General features: G+C 72.3%; 14 protein-coding genes and 2 pseudogenes. 5 read left to right on the plus strand and 11 right to left on the minus strand.

Annotation, left to right across the window (positions count from 1 at the left end; genetic code table 11):
- Positions 1-53: 53 nt before the first annotated feature.
- Positions 54-131: pseudogene (locus tag CCN56_RS44590) on the plus strand (hypothetical protein); the annotation flags it as partial.
- Positions 132-212: 81 nt separating this feature from the next.
- Here CCN56_RS44590 and CCN56_RS16065 read toward each other — a convergent pair.
- From CCN56_RS16065 to mce, 6 genes and pseudogenes are all read right to left on the minus strand, one after another.
- A pseudogene (locus CCN56_RS16065) lies at positions 213-767 on the minus strand (ATP-binding cassette domain-containing protein); the annotation flags it as partial.
- Between the two features lie 149 nt (positions 768-916).
- Positions 917-1,696 (minus strand): ABC transporter permease, encoded by a 780-nt coding sequence (locus CCN56_RS16070; protein WP_086827542.1) that lies wholly within the window; start codon positions 1,694-1,696, stop codon positions 917-919.
- A gap of 3 nt (positions 1,697-1,699) precedes the next feature.
- Positions 1,700-2,686 (minus strand): ABC transporter ATP-binding protein, encoded by a 987-nt coding sequence (locus CCN56_RS16075; RefSeq protein ID WP_086827544.1) that lies wholly within the window; start codon positions 2,684-2,686, stop codon positions 1,700-1,702.
- 96 nt (positions 2,687-2,782) lie between these two features.
- Entirely contained in the window at positions 2,783-3,718 is a 936-nt protein-coding gene (locus CCN56_RS16080; RefSeq protein WP_086827546.1) for a cellulose-binding protein, read from the minus strand.
- 114 nt (positions 3,719-3,832) lie between these two features.
- Positions 3,833-8,470 (minus strand): polarized growth protein Scy, encoded by a 4,638-nt coding sequence (scy, locus tag CCN56_RS16085; protein ID WP_107484163.1) that lies wholly within the window; start codon positions 8,468-8,470, stop codon positions 3,833-3,835.
- A gap of 185 nt (positions 8,471-8,655) precedes the next feature.
- Positions 8,656-9,108, minus strand: a complete 453-nt coding sequence (gene mce, locus CCN56_RS16090) for a methylmalonyl-CoA epimerase (protein ID WP_086827551.1) — start codon at positions 9,106-9,108, stop codon at positions 8,656-8,658.
- Positions 9,109-9,245: 137 nt separating this feature from the next.
- On the opposite strand from mce, the gene CCN56_RS16095 reads away from it, so the two are divergent.
- Together CCN56_RS16095 and meaB are read left to right on the plus strand one after the other, a co-directional pair.
- The gene (locus tag CCN56_RS16095; RefSeq protein ID WP_086827553.1) at positions 9,246-10,454 is read left to right on the plus strand and encodes an acetyl-CoA C-acetyltransferase; all 1,209 of its coding nucleotides are present in this window, start codon (positions 9,246-9,248) and stop codon (positions 10,452-10,454) included.
- Positions 10,455-10,487: 33 nt separating this feature from the next.
- Positions 10,488-11,444, plus strand: a complete 957-nt coding sequence (gene meaB / locus CCN56_RS16100; protein WP_041131279.1) for a methylmalonyl Co-A mutase-associated GTPase MeaB — start codon at positions 10,488-10,490, stop codon at positions 11,442-11,444.
- Positions 11,445-11,507: 63 nt separating this feature from the next.
- Here the strand turns inward: meaB and CCN56_RS16105 are convergent, their stop codons facing one another.
- The 4 genes from CCN56_RS16105 to CCN56_RS16120 all read right to left on the minus strand — a co-directional run bounded on the left by CCN56_RS16105 (position 11,508) and on the right by CCN56_RS16120 (position 14,138).
- Complete coding sequence (locus CCN56_RS16105) at positions 11,508-11,984, minus strand: MarR family winged helix-turn-helix transcriptional regulator (RefSeq protein ID WP_041131280.1); 477 nt, start codon at positions 11,982-11,984, stop codon at positions 11,508-11,510.
- A gap of 83 nt (positions 11,985-12,067) precedes the next feature.
- Positions 12,068-12,826: an AIM24 family protein gene (locus CCN56_RS16110; RefSeq protein ID WP_086827563.1), complete on the minus strand. Its 759-nt coding sequence runs from the start codon at positions 12,824-12,826 to the stop codon at positions 12,068-12,070.
- 23 nt (positions 12,827-12,849) lie between these two features.
- Positions 12,850-13,500, minus strand: coding sequence for an AIM24 family protein (locus tag CCN56_RS16115; protein ID WP_086827555.1), 651 nt, complete (start codon positions 13,498-13,500; stop codon positions 12,850-12,852).
- Positions 13,500-14,138 (minus strand): AIM24 family protein, encoded by a 639-nt coding sequence (locus tag CCN56_RS16120; RefSeq protein WP_086827557.1) that lies wholly within the window; start codon positions 14,136-14,138, stop codon positions 13,500-13,502. Before CCN56_RS16120 ends, CCN56_RS16115 begins: the two co-directional genes overlap by 1 nt.
- Positions 14,139-14,245: 107 nt before the next feature.
- On the opposite strand from CCN56_RS16120, the gene CCN56_RS16125 reads away from it, so the two are divergent.
- Together CCN56_RS16125 and CCN56_RS16130 are read left to right on the plus strand one after the other, a co-directional pair.
- Complete coding sequence (locus CCN56_RS16125) at positions 14,246-14,599, plus strand: DUF3817 domain-containing protein (protein WP_086827565.1); 354 nt, start codon at positions 14,246-14,248, stop codon at positions 14,597-14,599.
- Positions 14,596-14,892: an MTH1187 family thiamine-binding protein gene (locus tag CCN56_RS16130; protein ID WP_086827559.1), complete on the plus strand. Its 297-nt coding sequence runs from the start codon at positions 14,596-14,598 to the stop codon at positions 14,890-14,892. Before CCN56_RS16125 ends, CCN56_RS16130 begins: the two co-directional genes overlap by 4 nt.
- Before the next feature lie 74 nt (positions 14,893-14,966).
- On the opposite strand, the gene CCN56_RS16135 is transcribed toward CCN56_RS16130, so the two are convergent.
- Positions 14,967-15,959 carry a DUF5937 family protein gene (locus CCN56_RS16135; protein ID WP_086827561.1) on the minus strand — a complete coding sequence of 331 codons (993 nt, stop codon included), beginning with the start codon at positions 15,957-15,959 and terminating at the stop codon, positions 14,967-14,969.
- Between the last annotated feature and the right edge of the window lie 234 nt (positions 15,960-16,193).

The raw sequence follows: 16,193 nt of genomic DNA on the forward strand, positions 1-16,193 counted from the left end.
CCCGCAAGTCCTGGTTCTGCGCGGCGGACGCGGTCATCTGCCTGGGCGCCGGGATCACCGCGACCGACGGCGTGCCGGTCGAGACGGTCGTCGACAACCGGCTCCTGGGGGAAGCGGGCACCCAGGTCCTCACCACCGGCGAGGGCTGGGCACACCTGGAGGGACACGGCGGCTGGGTCTTCCCGGAGGGCGCCGCCGAAGATCCGGAAGTCGTGCGCGTAGACGAAGACCGTGCGGCCCTCGGAGGCCAGCTTCTTCATCAGGTTCCGCACCCAGAGGATGCCCTCGGGGTCCAGGCCGTTGACGGGCTCGTCGAAGAGCAGCACCTGCGGGTCGCCGAGGAGGGCCGCCGCGATGCCGAGGCGCTGGCCCATGCCGAGCGAGAAGCCCTTCGAGCGCCGCTTGGCGACGTCCTGGAGGCCGACCACGCCGAGGACCTCGTCGACGCGCTGGGCCGGGATGCCGGCCAGCTGGGCGAGCGAGAGCAGATGGCTGCGCGCGCTCCGGCCGCCGTGCACGGCCTTGGCGTCGAGGAGCGCGCCGACCTGGCGGGGGGCGTTCGGCAGCTGCCGGAAGGGGTGGCCGCCGATCGTGACGTGGCCCGCGGTGGGCCGGTCGAGCCCGAGGATCATGCGCATCGTCGTCGACTTGCCGGATCCGTTGGGCCCCAGGAAGCCGGTGACGACACCGGGCCTCACCTGGAAGGAAAGGTTGTACACGGCCGTCTTGGCGCCGTAGCGCTTCGTCAGGCCGACTGCCTCGATCATTCTCCAGCCCCATCGACAGGTCGGTCGCATCCATGTCGGGGCGTGGCGGCCTGTGGCCGGAGCCCCCCGTATGAGCTAGGAGCTTATCCAGGCGTTGACGGTTCCGGCCAAGCCCGGGGAATCACGGGGGGGAATCAGGCGGCCCGCGGTCAGGCGTCCCGTTCCTTCAGTACCAGGTAGCCGCCGATGAGCGAGACCGCCACCCAGAGCACCATGATCCCGAGCCCGCCCCACGGGCCGTACGGAGCCTCCTCCGAGTTCATCGCGTCCGGGATGACCCGCATGACCTTCGAGCCGGCCTGGTCGGGGAAGTACTGGGCGACCTCCTTGGCCTTCGGGACCGCCGAGAGGATGTTCGAGACCAGGAGGAGGAAGGGCACCAGGATGCCGAGCGACAGCATCGACGAACGCAGCATCGCCGCCACGCCCATCGAGAACAGGGCGATCAGGCCCATGTAGAGCCCGGCGCCGATCACCGCGCGCAGCACGTTGTCGTCCCCGATCGAGGCACGGTGCCCGCCGAGCAGCGCCTGCCCCAGGAAGAAGGCGGTGAAGCTCGTCGCGAGCCCCACCAGGAGGGCGAGCCCGCCCGCCACCGCGACCTTCGAGAAGAGGAAGGTCGCGCGCTGCGGCACGGCGGCCAGCGAGGTGCGGATCATGCCGGAGGAGTACTCGGTCCCCACCACCAGGACGCCGAAGACCACCATCGCCAGCTGCCCCAGGATCATCCCGGAGAAGCTGATCAGGGTCGGGTCGAAGGTGGCCCTCTCGACCGCCCTCATGTCGTCGAAGGTGGCGTTCGTCAGGGCGCTCAGCCCCGCGCCCATCGCCACCGTGACGAAGAAGGCGCTCGCCAGCGTCCAGACGGTCGACGACACCGTCCGGATCTTGGTCCACTCGGACTGCAGGACCGCGGATGCCACTGCCATCGATCAGGCTCCCTCGGAGGTCGTGCCCCACTGGGGGCCGGGCGCCGCGGCGCCGCTGTGGACGTCGGTGCCGCCGTGTACGTCGGTGCCGTGCGCGTGGTACTCCACCGCGGCGGCCGTCATCTGCATGAACGCTTCTTCGAGGGAGGCGCGCTGAGCGCTCAGCTCGTGCAGCACGAGCCCGTTCTCCGCCGCCAGCTCGCCCAGCTTCTCCGTGCTCGCCCCGTCCACCTCGAGGGTGCCGTTGCCCGCCTCGATCACGAGGAATCCGTTGGCGTGGAGCACGTCCCGCAGCCGTTCCTGCTGCGGCGAACGCATCCGGACATAAGTCCGGGAATTCTGCTGGATGAAATCCGCCATCGACGTGTCGGCCAGCAGCTTTCCCTGCCCGATCACGATCAGATGATCGGCCGTCAGCGCCATTTCACTCATCAGATGGCTGGAGACGAAGATCGTCCGGCCCTCGGCCGCCAACGCCTTCATCAGATTGCGGATCCAGTGAATTCCCTCGGGGTCCAGACCATTGACGGGTTCGTCGAACATCAGGATCTCGGGATCGCCCAGGAGCGCCGACGCGATGCCGAGCCGCTGCCCCATGCCGAGGGAGAAACCCTTCGACTTCTTCCTCGCGACCGCCGTCAGACCCACCAGGTCGAGCACCTCGTCCACCCGGCTCGCCGGGATGCGGTTGGACTGCGCCAGACACAGCAGGTTGTTGTACGCCGAACGGCCGCCGTGCATCGCCTTGGCGTCGAGCAGCGCCCCGATGTACTTCAGCGGCTCGTCCAGGTCCCGGTAGTGCTTGCCGTCGATCCGGACCGTCCCGCTCGTCGGGTTGTCCAGGTCGAGCATCATCCGCATCGTCGTCGACTTGCCCGCCCCGTTCGGCCCGAGGAAGCCGGTGATCATGCCGGGACGGACCTGGAAGGAGAGGTGGTCGACCGCGGTCTTCGCCCCGTAGTGCTTGGTCAGGCCCTCAAGCTCGATCATGCGTCCCAAACTAAGGGCGCGCAAAACCCCCCGCCACCGGAATGACGGGGGGTCTTTTCTACGCCCGGGGGCGCTCGGCCCTACGCCCGGGGGTGCTTAGCGCGACTGCTGGGCCGGGACGCCGGCCGTGCGCTCGTCGTCGATCGGGGAGCCGGCCGCCGCCACCGCGGCACCGGTCAGCGTCGCCAGCATCTCGCGGACGTTGGTCAGCTGCGCGTTGATCGAGTCGCGGCGGTTCGTCAGCGCCGCGAGCTCGCGCTCCGATTCCGAACGGATCCGGTCGGCCTTGGCGTTCGCGTCGGCCACGATGTCCTCGGCCTGGCGCTGCGCGGTCTCCACCGTCTGACGGGCCCGGCGCTCCGCGTCCGTGCGCAGCTTCTCGGCCTCCAGGCGGAGCTGCTCGGCGCGGTGCTCGATCTCCGCGAGGCGCTTCTCGGCCTTCGCCTGACGCGAGGCGAGGTCCCGCTCCGACTGCTCGCGTCGCTTCGCCAGGTTCGTCTCGAAGTCCGCGGCGGCCTGGGCGGCCTTGGCGCGGGTCTCCTCGAAGAGGGCGTCCGCCTCCTCACGCTTCGACTGCGCGTCCTTCTGCGCCTCGGCGCGCAGCGTGTTGGCCTCGCCCTGCGCCTTCTCGACGATCCGGACGCCCTCGTCCTCGGCCTTCACCTTGCGCTCGGCCGCGAAGGACTCCGCGTCGTTGCGCACCTGCTGGGCGGCCGACTCGGCCAGCTCGCGGTGCTGCTCGGCCGCGCGACGGGCCTCCTCGCGCAGGTCCTTCGCCTCCTCCTCGGCGAGCCGCAGGATCTTCTCGACACGGGCACCGAGACCGGCGTACGACGGCTCGGCGTCGGTGACCTGCGCCTGGGCGTTCTGCGTCTCGAGGTGGAGCTCCTCGATCCGCTTCTCCAGCGAGGTGATGCGGGACAGGGCACTGTCGCGGTCGGCCACGAGCTTGGTAATGCGGTCGTCCACCTGACCGCGGTCGTAACCGCGCCGCACGAGCTCGAAGCCGAAGGGGGAGGAAGTGTCGCTCATGGGGTTCCTGTCGAATGAGACCGGTGAGGTGTTAGAGGGAATCCTAGGGGCCGAAGCGGCGTGTCATCGAGCGTATGCCCGTTTGATCTGGAGAATGTCCAGCCTTTTGAGTGGCTAGCCGTCCTGGGACTTGCCACCCGTACGAGTGGACCCCGACGACACACCCGCCTTGACCCCGTCCTTTCCGGCGGACGGCGTCTCGAAAGACTCCAACGCCTCCAGGACGTCCTGGACACGGGAGATCTCGGCATTGATGTCCTTGCGACGGCGCGTCAGCACCTCCAGCTCGCGCTGGCCCTCCGCGACCGTCTTCTCGGCCTCGGCCGCGGCCTCCGCACGGATCCGCTCGGCCTCCGCCTTGATGGCCTCGGCCTCCGCGATCAGCGAAGCCTTCTTCTGCGCGGCCTCCTTCAGCAGCCCGTCCGCCTTGCGGACCGCGGCGATCCGGACCTTGCTCGCCTCCGAACTCGCCTCGGAGACCAGCTCCTTCGCCTTCTCCTCCGCTTCGGCGCGCTGCTCCTCGGCCGCCTTCACCAGCTTGTCGACGCGCTCGCCGGCCGTCTTCATCTGCTCGGCCGACTCGCGCCGCGCCCGCTCGTGCAGCTCCTCGATCTCGCCCTCGATCCGGCCCCGCAGCTCCTCGGCCCGCTCCCTTATGGCCGTCGCGTCGCTGCGCGCTCCGACCAGGAGTTCGTCCGCGTCCGTACGGGCCTTCTCCACCAGCGCGTTGCCCTCCACGGTCGCCTCGGCGACGATCCGCTCGGCCTCCTTGCGGGCCGCGCCGACCATCGTGTCCGCCTGCGACTCGGCCTCCGTGGTGGCGCGCAGCGCCTCCTCCTGGGCCTTGGCGACGAGCTGGTCCGCCTGCTCGGCCGCGTCGGAACGCTTCCGGGCCCCGGCCTCGCGGGCCTCGTCGAGGATCCGGTCCGCCTCCTCGCGGGCCTCCGCGCGCATCTGCTCGCCCGCCGCGGCGGCGTCGGCCTTCACGCGCTCCGACTCGGTACGGATCCGCTCGGCGTCCCGCAGGGCCTCCGCGATCGCCTCGGCGCCCTCGGCGCGCAGCCGCTCGGCCTCCTCCGAGGCCGCGGCGACGGTGCGATCGGCCTCGGCACGGGCGTCCGCGCCGACCGAATCGGCCAGCTCGGCCGCCTCGTTCACGATCCGCTCGGCCTCGGCCGTCGCCTCGCCGACGAGGGTGTCGGCCTGCTCGGCGGCGTCCGTACGGCGCTTGTCGGCGGCCTTGCGGGCCTCGTCCAGGATCTGGTCGGCGTCGGCGAGCGCCGCGTTCCGCAGGGCCTGGGCGTGCGCCTCCCCGTCGGCCTTGACCTGCTCGGCCTCCGCGCGCAGCCGCTCGGCGTCCCGCTCGGTCGTCTCGCGCAGCTCGGCGGCCTCGGCCGCGATCCGCTCGGCCTCGGCCGTCGCCTCGCCGACGAGGGTGTCGGCCTGCTCGGCGGCGTCCGTACGGCGCTTGTCGGCGGCCTTGCGGGCCTCGTCGAGGACCCGTTCGCCCTCGGCACGGGCCTCGGCCCGCAGCGCCTCCGCCTGTGCCTCGCCCTCGGCCTTGACCCGCTCGGCCTCGGTCCGGAGACGCGCGGCGTCCTGCTCGGTCGTCTCCATGAGCTCGACCGCCTCGGCGGTGAGCCGCTCGGCCTCGGCCGTCGCCTCGCCGACGAGGGTGTCGGCCTGCTCGGCGGCGTCCGTACGGCGCTTGTCGGCGGCCTTGCGGGCCTCGTCGAGGACCCGTTCGCCCTCGGCACGGGCCTCGGCCCGCAGCGCCTCCGCCTGTGCCTCGCCCTCGGCCTTGACCTGCTCGGCCTGCTCAAGGAGCTCGGCGGCCTCGGTTGCGATCCGCTCGGCCTCGGTGGTGGCCTCGCCGATGAGGGCGTCCGCCTGCTCGGCCGCGTCCGCACGCCGCTTGTCGGCGGCCTGCCGGGCCTCGTCCAGGACCTGCTCCGCCTCGGCCGCGATCCGCTCGGCCTCCGCGCGCGCCTCGCCGACCGTCGTCTCGGCGCGCTCGGCGGCCTCCGAACGGATCCGGTTCGCGTCGTCCCGGGCGTCCGCGCGCGTGCGGGCCGCGTCCTGCTCGGCCGAGGCGAGCGAGTCCGTCGCCTCCGTCCGTACCCGCTGCGCGTACTCGGCGGTGTCCGCCCGCAGCTTCTCCGCCTCGGCGAGCGCGTCCGTGACCGTCCGCTCCGCCAGCGCCTTCGCGGCCTCCGACTCCTCCTGGGCACGCGCCCGCGTGGCGGCGGCGTCCTCGGACGCCCGCTCCCGCTCCTCGTACGCGTCGGAGCGGACCCGGTCCGCCTCCTCCTGCGCCTCGGTGCGCGTCCGCTCGGCCGCGTGCTCGGCGGCGGAACGCAGCCCGGCGATCTCCTCCTCGGCCTGCTCGCGCAGCCCGGCGACGGAGTCCCGCACCTCCTGGGCGGCTCGCGAGGCTGCGGCGACCATCTCGGTCGCCCGCGTGTCCGCCTCCTCGACCAGGCGCTGCGCCTCGGCCTGCGCGTCCTCGACCCGCTTGCGGGCGGCCGCGAGGAGCTCCTCGGACTGCTCCCGGGCGTGCTCGCGCTCCCGGCCGGCCTCGGAGCGGGCCGACTCCAGGATCTCCTCGGCCTCCCGGCGGCGCCGGACGGCCTCCTCCTGCGCGGCGGCAAGGGCCTCGGCGGCCTCGGCGCCCACCCGCTCGGCGGCGGCCGCGGCCTCGGCCCGCAGCCGGTCGGCGGTCTCCTGGGCCTCCGACCTCAGCCGCTCGGCCTCCTCGGAGGCCTCCGTGCGGAGCCGTACCGCCGCGGACTCGGCCTCCGTACGCGTCGTGGACGCGTCCGAGGCGGCCTCGGCGCGCAGCCGCTCGGCCTCCTGCTCGGCCTGCTCCTGGAGCGTACGGATCCGCTCGGCGGCCTCGGCGCGCAGCCGCTCCGTCTCCTCGGCGGCCTCGCGCCGGATCCGCTCGCCCTCGGCCCGCGCCTCGGTGAGCTCCTCACCGGCGGCCGCGACCTTCGCCTCGGCGTCGGTGTGCAGCCGGGTCAGCTCCTCGGCGGCCTCCGCGCGGCGCGCCTCGGCGGCCCGCTCGGCGTCCGCGCGCAGCCGGGCGGCGGCCTCCTCGGCCGCGGTCTTCACCGACTCGGCCTGCTCCTCGGCCTCGGCTCGCAGCCGCTCGGCCTCGGCACGGGTGCGCTCCAGGGTCTCCTCGGCCTGGGTGCGGAGCGTCTGGGCGCGCTCCATCGCCTCCGACTTGACCCGCTCGCTCTCGGCGCCGGCCTTGGTGCGCTGCTCCTCGGCGTCCGTACGGGCCTTGGTGAGGAGCTCCTCGGCGGTCTTCGCCGCCTCCTCGATCTGCTGGAGGGCCTCGCGGCGGGCCTCGGAGCGGATCCGCTCGCCCTCGTCGACGGCCTCGGCGCGCAGCGCCTCGGCCTCGCCGCGCAGCCGGCGGGCCTCCTCCTGGAGCTCGACCGTCTTGGCGCGGTACTCCTTGGTGTCGTCCTTGGCCGAGCCGAGCAGTTCGTCGGCCTGCTCCCCGGCCTCGGCGCGCAGCCGGTCCGCCTCGGTCTCGGCCTCGCGGCGGACCCGCTCGGCCTCCTCGGCGGCCTTGCGGGTGGTCTCCCGGGCGTCCTCGGACGCCTTGGTGAGGATCTCCTCGGCGCTGCGGGCGGCCTTCGCGAGCGCGGCGGCGGAGTCCTCGGCGGCGGCCGTGACGGCCTTCTCGGAGGCCTCGGTGACGAGCTTCTCCGCCTGGGCGGTGGCCTCGCGGAGCTTCTCCTCGGCCTCCGCCTTGAGGGCCTCGGCCTCCTTGGTGGCCTCGCCGACGAGCCGGGCGATCTCCGTCTTCGCGGTGCGGGTGCGCTGCTCGTTGACCTGCTCGGCGGAGGAGAGCTGCCGGGCGGCGGCCTCCTTGGCCTCGGTGAGGGCCTTCTCGGCCTCGGCGCGGGCGACCCGGAGCTTCTCCTCGGCCTCCTGCATGCGCTGTTCGGCGGCGCGGGAGAGCTCGGTGGCCTGCCGGCGGGCCTGGTCGGTCTCGGTGGCGGCGGTCGAGCGGAGCTGCTCGGCGTGGCTGGTGGCCTCCTGCGCCTGGCTGGAGGCGGCGCTCAGGAGCCGCTCGGCGTCCTTGCGGGCGCGCAGCAGAATCGCTTCGGCCTCGGTACGGGCGGCCTCCGCCTCGGCGCCGACGCGGCGGCTGGTCTCCTCGGCGAGCCGGGTGGCCTCGGCGCGGGCGGCGGCGAGGGACTGCTCGGCCTCGGCGCGGGACTCCTCCATCAGGCGGCGGGCCTGGGACTCCGTGCGGGCGCGCAGCTGTTCGGCCCAGGCGACGTTCTCGTTGACGTGCGCCTCGACGGTCTGGCGGCGCTCGTTGAGCTCCTGGTCGAGCTGCTGGCGGCGCTGGACGGCCTCGTTGTGCAGTTCGGCCTGGAGCCGGGCCTGGTGCTCGGCGTGCTCCTGGAGGATGCGCTGGGTCTGGGCGCGGGCCTCGCGCAACTCGCGCTCGGCGTCCTGGCGGAGCTGTTCGGCCTGCGCCTGCGCGTTCCGCAGCAGCTGCTCGGCCTGGTAGCCGATGTCGGCGCTGTCGTACGCGGGCCGGGACGCGATGGTGCGGCGCGCCTCGTGGAGCTTGGCGCGCAAGACCTCGACCTGGTAGCCCAGGTCCTCGGCATGCTGGACGGCCTTCTCGCGTTCGGTCTTCAGCCGGTCCATCTCGGCTTCGAACCTGGCGAGATGGTCGTCTTCAGCTCGGCGGCTCTCCTGGTGTTCGTAGCCCCGCACTGCGCGGTCCCATCCGTCCCCTGGTCGCAACACTCCTACGAGCACGCCCTCACGGCCGAGGACGGACCCCCGGGGAATCGTGGCAGATCGGACGACCCCGACATCCCGACTTCGATGCCGCACGGAGCGGCCCCGACCGGCCCCGGCCCGGAGCCGCCCACTCTACCGGGCCGGGAATCCGGAGGTCAGTGCTCCGCTGAGGAGTGGTCAGTGGACGGCTCGGCCGAGGTGACCAGTTCCGTGAGGACGCCGTGGCAGTCCTTGGGGTGGAGGAAGGTGATCCGGGAGCCCATGGAGCCGATCCGCGGCTGGTCGTAGAGGACCCGTACGCCCTTCTCGCGGATGGCGGCGGCGTCCCCGTCGACGTCCGCGGTGCCGAACGCGATGTGGTGCACGCCCTCGCCGTTCTTGGCGAGCCACTTGCCCACCGCCGAGTCCTCCCGGGTGGGCTCCAGGAGCTGGAGGTAGGAGGCCCCGCCGTCCGAGGTCTCGTTGATCTTGAGCATGGCCTCGCGGACACCCTGCTCCTCGTTGACCTCGGAGTGGAAGACCTCGAAACCGTACGTGGCACGGTAGAACTCGACGGTCTTGTCCAGGTCGAAACAGGCGATCCCGATGTGGTCGATACGCGTCAGCATGGCTCCAGTGCACCGCCGGAACGGTGGTTACGCAACGTGCGCGCGATCACACCATCGGGCCGGTGACCGTTCGCCGCACCGCTCAGTACATTGGCGGTAAACCCTCGTTCACTCCTCATCCCAAGGGGCCGTGCCTCATGTCTGGAACGACCGGTACCACCTCAGTGATCGTCGCGGGCGCCCGCACGCCCATGGGTCGCCTCCTCGGCTCGCTCAAGTCCTTCTCGGGCGCCGACCTCGGCGGCTTCGCCATCAAGGCGGCCCTCGACCGCGCCGGCATCGGCGGCGACCAGGTGCAGTACGTGATCATGGGCCAGGTGCTCCAGGCGGGCGCCGGGCAGATCCCCGCCCGTCAGGCCGCCGTCAAGGCCGGCATCCCGATGAACGTCCCCGCGCTCACCATCAACAAGGTGTGCCTGTCGGGTCTCGACGCCATCGCGCTCGCCGACCAGCTCATCCGCGCCGGTGAGTTCGACATCGTCGTCGCCGGTGGCCAGGAGTCCATGACCAACGCCCCGCACCTGCTGCCGAAGTCCCGCGAGGGCTTCAAGTACGGCGCCATCGAGATGCTCGACGCCATGGCGTACGACGGCCTCACCGACTCCTTCGAGGGCATCGCCATGGGCGAGTCCACGGAGAAGCACAACACCCGCCTCGGCATCGGCCGCGAGGTGCAGGACGAGCTCGCCGCCCTCTCGCACCAGCGCGCCGCCGCCGCGCAGAAGAACGGCATCTTCGAGGCCGAGATCACCCCGGTCGAGATCCCGCAGCGCAAGGGCGAGCCGGTCGTCTTCTCCAAGGACGAGGGCATCCGCGCCGAGACCACCGCCGAGTCCCTCGGCAAGCTCCGCCCGGCCTTCACCAAGGACGGCACCATCACCGCCGGCACCGCCTCGCAGATCTCCGACGGCGCCGCCGCCGTGGTCGTCATGAGCAAGGCCAAGGCGCAGGAGCTGGGCCTGGAGTGGATCGCCGAGATCGGCGCCCACGGCAACGTGGCGGGACCGGACAACTCCCTCCAGTCGCAGCCGTCCAACGCGATCCTGCACGCCCTCAAGAAGGAGGGCCTGGAGGTCTCCGACCTCGACCTGATCGAGATCAACGAGGCCTTCGCCGCCGTCTCGCACCAGTCCATGAAGGACCTCGGCGTCACCCCCGAAAAGGTGAACGTCAACGGTGGCGCCATCGCGCTCGGCCACCCGATCGGCATGTCCGGCGCCCGTCTGGTGCTGCACCTGGCCCTGGAGCTCAAGCGGCGCGGCGGCGGTGTCGGCGCGGCCGCCCTGTGCGGTGGCGGCGGCCAGGGCGACGCGCTGATCGTGCGCGTCCCCGGCAACGGCAAGTAAGCACCCGGCTCAACCGGCAAGGAGCAGTTGCACATGGTGGACGTCCCCGAACTCGTCGCCCAGGCACGGGAGGGCAGGCCGCGGGCCGTGGCCCGGCTGATCTCGCTCGTGGAGGGGGCGTCCCCGCAGCTGCGCGAGGTGATGGCGGCGCTCGCGCCGCTCACCGGCGGCGCGTACGTGGTGGGCCTGACCGGCTCGCCGGGCGTGGGCAAGTCCACGTCGACGTCCGCGCTGGTCTCCGCGTACCGCCGGGCGGGCAAGCGGGTCGGCGTCCTCGCCGTCGACCCGTCCTCGCCGTTCAGCGGGGGAGCGCTCCTCGGCGACCGGGTCCGGATGTCGGAGCACGCCTCCGACCCGGGCGTCTACATCCGCTCCATGGCCACCCGCGGCCACCTGGGCGGGCTCGCCTGGTCCGCCCCGCAGGCCATCCGCGTCCTGGACGCGGCCGGCTGCGAGGTGATCCTCGTGGAGACCGTCGGCGTCGGGCAGTCGGAGGTGGAGATCGCCTCGCAGGCCGACACCTCGGTCGTGCTCCTCGCCCCCGGCATGGGCGACGGGATCCAGGCCGCGAAGGCGGGCATCCTGGAGATCGGCGACGTGTACGTGGTGAACAAGGCCGACCGGGACGGCGCGGACGCCACCGCCCGGGAGCTCAACCACATGCTGGGCCTCGGCGAGGCGCGGGCCGCGGGCGACTGGCGGCCGCCGATCGTCAAGACGGTCGCGGCGCGCGGCGAGGGCATCGACGAGGTCGTGGAGGCCCTGGAGAAGCACCGCGCCTGGATGGAGGAGCACGGGGTCCTGGCGGAGCGCCGCCGGGCCCGTGCCGCGCGCGAGGTGGAGACCATCGCGGTCACGGCCCTGCGCGAGCGCATCGGCGACCTGCACGGCGACCGGCGCCTGGACGCCCTCGCCGAGCGGATCACGGCGGGCGCCCTCGACCCGTACGCGGCCTCGGACGAGCTGGTCGCGAGCCTGACCGGAAACTGACCCCCGGCACGTACGAGAAGGGCCCCTCCGGTCGCCGGAGGGGCCCTTCTCATCTCTGTCAGGTCACGGCTTGCCGCGGCGGCCGCGGAGCTGCTCGGCGACGGGCTTCAGGGACTGGTGGAGGTCGCCGAGCGCCTCGCCGCTGAGCTGGTCGATGAAGTGCTTGCGCACCGACTCGACGTGGTGCGGGGCGACCTTGCGCATGGTGTCCATGCCGTCGTCGGTCAGGACGGCGTAGAGCCCGCGGCGGTCGGACTCGCAGTTCTCGCGGCGTACGAGCCCCGCGTTCTCCATCCGGGTGATCTGGTGGGAGAGCCGGCTCTTCGACTGGAGGGTGGCGGCGGCGAGGTCGCTCATGCGCAGCCGCCGCTCCGTCGACTCCGAGAGGTTCACGAGGATCTCGTAGTCGTTCATCGTCAGGCCGAAGGGCTGGAGGTCCCTCTCCAGCTGGTACGTCAGCATTCTCTGGACGTCCAGGAACGTGCGCCAGGCGCACTGCTCGCCGTCGGTGAGCCAGGGGGTGGCGGTCTCGGTCTCCATGTATGGATTCTACCTAAGAAGTTGAATACTTGACGAAGTCTGGGAGCGCGCGTTCGATGACGTCACACTCCGCAGACTACCGCTCACAGACCGAAGCGACGCTGGAGGTCCCCGAGCTGGCCGGGAAGTCGCGGCACCGAACCCAGCGGCCCCTGGCCGGAACCAGCCGCCCCGTGCCCGCCCGGGACGCCCGCCTGCGCCGGCGGCGCGCCGACCGCCCGCTCCGCCATCAGCAGCTCCGTCGACTGGAGCAGTACCGTACCCGCCCCCACGAACTCGAACTGGTGCTCCTCGCCCGAGGTCCCGCCGATGCCCGTCAGCGCACGGACGCCGCCCATCACGCCGGTCATGTAGCCGTGGTCGTAATGGTGACAGGGCGAGGGGCAGTCCGCCCAGCCCACCAGCGCCTGCGGGTCCACCCGCAGCGGCGGCTCCATGAAGACCACCGGACCGTTCGACGCGGCCACGAACTTGCCCGTGCCGATCAGCGTCACGAAGCCCGGCACGATCGACTGCTTCAGCGCCAGCGAGGGCTGGTAGGCCAGCAGGTTGCCGGACCGGATCGTCAGATTGCCCTCGTCCAGGTCGTACGAGTTCACGTCGAAGGACCGGTCCGCCAGCAGCATCTTCCCGCTGCCCTCGGCCACCACCCAGTCGCTCGCGTGCAGCGGCGAGTGGAAGGACGTCCTTACGAGGCGGTCGAGCCGCCCGTGCCCGATGCCGTTGAACTCGATCCGCCCGTAGTAGGCGATCATCTTCCCCTTCTGCAGGAACCACTGGGAGCCCTTGAGCTCCACGCAGAAGGTGTACGGATTGACGTTGTCGTCCGACGGCAGGGTCATCGGATCGTGGATCACGGGACCGGTCACAGCTTTTCCTCCGAGGCCTGCACGTACACCACACCGTTGCCGCTCAGCTCCAGCTGGAAGGCCTCGCCCGAGCCGCGCCCCACCATGTCGCGCCAGCCGAGCGCGGTGGACAGCTTGTTCTGCACGTCGCCGCGGTGCGCCACGTACGCCTGCGGGTCGACGTGCACCGGGCGGCCGGGGGCGATCGGCAGCTCGATCACCCCGCCGTGCGCCATCACGGCCACCGAGCCGTGCCCGCGCAGGGTCGTGGTGAACAGGCCCTGGCCGGTCACCTGGCCGCGGACCATGCCCATGACCCCGCCCTGCGAGCCCATGAACATCGTGCCCTGCTCCAGGGTCCCGTCGAAGGCGAGCAGCCGGTCGGCCTCGACGTACAGGGTGTCGCCGGCCAGCGCGACCACGTGGACGTGGTGCCCGCCGTGCCCGAACATCACCGTGCCGTTGCCCTCGACCGACATCAGCGGGGTCGCCTCGCCGGCCACCCGGCGGCCGATCATCGACATCAGGCCGCCCTGACCGCCCGCCATGTTCGGCGTGAAAGTGACGTCGCCGCGGTACGCGAGCATCGCGCCGCGCTGGCTGAACATCCGCTGCCCGGGGATGACGGTCGCCTCGACCATCTTCGAGTTGATCTCGCGGAACGGCATCAGACGTCACCGCCGATCGTGTTCCGCTCGCTCGGCTGCACGTAGACGAGCCCGTCGCCCTCGAAGCGGATCTGGAAGGCCTCGCCGCCGCCCTCGCCCATGAGGGTGCGGAAGGTCACACCCGACTGGAAGTGCTGCTGGAGGTTGCCCTGGTGGGCGATGTACGCGCCCGGGTCGACCTGGAGCGGATACTGCGGGGTCACCCGCAGCACCACCGCCGGGCCGTCCGACATGATCGCCGCCTGGCCCGTGCCCTCGACCGTGGTCGTGAACAGACCGTTGCCGGTGGCGCCGCCGCGCAGCCCCGTGAAGGAGGTGCCGGTGCGCAGCCCCGCGTCCGTGCAGAGCAGATTGCTCGCCTCCACCCAGAGCTTGTCGCCGTGCAGCGAGACGAGGTTGATCTCGGAGGCCCGGTCGGCGAACCAGCAGGTCCCCTGGCCGCGCACCTCCATCACCTCCATCTGCTCACCCGTGAGCCGGCGGGTCACCATGCCGCGCAGGCCCTCACCGCCGCCGCTCATCTTCTTGAACGCCATCTGGCCGTCGTAGGCGACCATCGAGCCGTTCTTCGCCTTGACGGCGTCGCCGGCCATGGAGACCGCGAGCACCTTGCTGCCTTGGAGTCGGAACGTTGCCACCCGAGGAAGGTACTGGGCCCCCGGCTAAAGAGACAGCAAAGTCGGCGTGCACAATGGACGGGCCCTTGTGCATCCGTTCACAAGATCGAACGAAGGTGACCCCCTCCGTGGACATCAAGACCGCTTCCTCCCTCCACCGGCTCCGGCTCGTCTCCGCGCCGGAGGCCGTCTCGTTCCTGCTCCTGCTGGTCTGCTCGGTGCTCAAGCGGACGACGGACTTCAACGCGGTTCCGGTCATGGGCGCGATCCACGGCATCCTCTTCATCCTGTACGTCCTCTTCTGGCTGGACGCCTGGAACAGGACCAAGTGGAGCTTCGGGACCGCCGCCCTCTACTTCGTCCTCTCGGTGCTGCCCCTGGGCGGCTTCTACGCCGAGCGGAAGCTGAAGCGCGCGGCCGCGGACGCGGTCATCGCCTCCCGCGCGCGGGCCGAGGCGGCCCAGGACGCGGTGAAGGCATGATCGTCGCGTTCTCCGTCACCCCCCTCGGCGTGGGGGAGGAGGTCGGCGAGTACGTCGCCGACGCCGTCCGGGTCGTCCGGGAGTCCGGGCTGCCGAACCGCACCGACGCCATGTTCACCTCCATCGAGGGCGACAGCTGGGACGAGGTCATGGACGTCGTGAAACGCGCCGTCGCCGCCGTCGAGGCCCGCGCGCCGCGCGTCTCGGTGGTCATGAAGGTCGACATCCGCCCGGGTGTGACGGACGGCCTGACCGCGAAGGTCGAGACGGTGGAGCGCCACCTCGGCGCCTGACGCCGCACCGTTCGAACGGACGGAGCCCCCGGGTCCTGACTCAGGACCCGGGGGCTCCGTGCTGCGGCCCGGCCTCACGCCGCCTCCGGCTGCGAGACCGCGATGCCCAGCGGGGTCCGCTCGTACAGCACCTGGTGGCCGTACCGCCGCGAGGTCAGCAGCCCCGCGTCCCGCAGCACCGCCAGGTGCGCGGAGACGGACGAGGGCGCCCTGCCCAGGAGATGGGCGAGCGCCGTCGTCCCCATCGGCTCGGCCAGGGCGCACAGGACGTCCGCCCGCACCGGGCCGAGCAGCCGGGCAAGCGCCTCGGGGGTGCGGTCCCGGGGCTCGGACCACAGCCCGCCGATCCCGCGCGCCGGATAGACCACCGTCGGCTGCCACGGCGGATCGAACCCGCTCACCACGTCCGGCCAGGTGAACACCGACGGCATCAGGACGAGCCCCTGCCCGTCGAGCGGCCGGTCGTGCTCCCCGGGATAGTCCACCCGCAGCGTGGCCGTCTCCGCCGCCCAGTCGAAGGCCGGGTGCAGCTCGCCCAGGAGCCGTTCGAACCCGCCCTCCGCCAGCCGCCGCGAGTGGTACGCCACGTCCGCCTCCAGGAGCGCGCGCAGCCGTGGCCACTCCGGGGCGATCAGCGCCTCGTACGCGGCCCGGAGCAGGTCCGCGAGCCGCAGCACCGCCCCGGCGGGGTCCGCGAGCAGCCGCCGCCCCTCCGGGGTGTCCGCCGCTCCCGGCGTCTCCGCGAGCGCCCGCTCGAAGTCGTCCAGGACGAGCGCGGGATCGGTCTCCCGTACGGCGGCGATCTCGTCCTCGAAGGCGGCGGCGGGGCCGAGGGGCGGGGGGTAGAGGAAGTCCGGGCTGTGCCCGCGCAGCGGCATGAGCAGCTGCAACGGCCCGAGATCGAGCTCCCGCGCGGCGCCGGCGATCCGCCGCATCCAGGGCAGGTGGTAGCCCTGCTTCGCGGGCCGCGCGAGCACCCGCACGGCGGAGTGCGTCTCCCAGAGCGGCGAGATCGCGAACCGGATCCGCAGCGGGTCGGCCTCACCGAAACGCAGGTGGTACGGCACGGGCCCCTCCAAAGGATGCGGCTGAACATTCGCCTGGAGCCGAAAGTCTAGGGCGCGGCCCGTGTGCCGGGCACGCTGCGCCCATGCCCGAGAACGACACCCGGACGCCGGCGACGGCGCCCGCGAACACCCCTGCCCCCGCACCTTCGGCGCCTGCCGCAGCCACCACCGCGCCCGCGACCCCGGCGCAGACCGGGGGCCCCACGGCCGCGGCGGCCCCCGGTCTGCGCCGGG

The organism is Streptomyces sp. NRRL B-24572, assembly GCF_002156145.1.
GTDB classification, from domain to species: Bacteria; Actinomycetota; Actinomycetes; order Streptomycetales; family Streptomycetaceae; genus Streptomyces; species Streptomyces vietnamensis.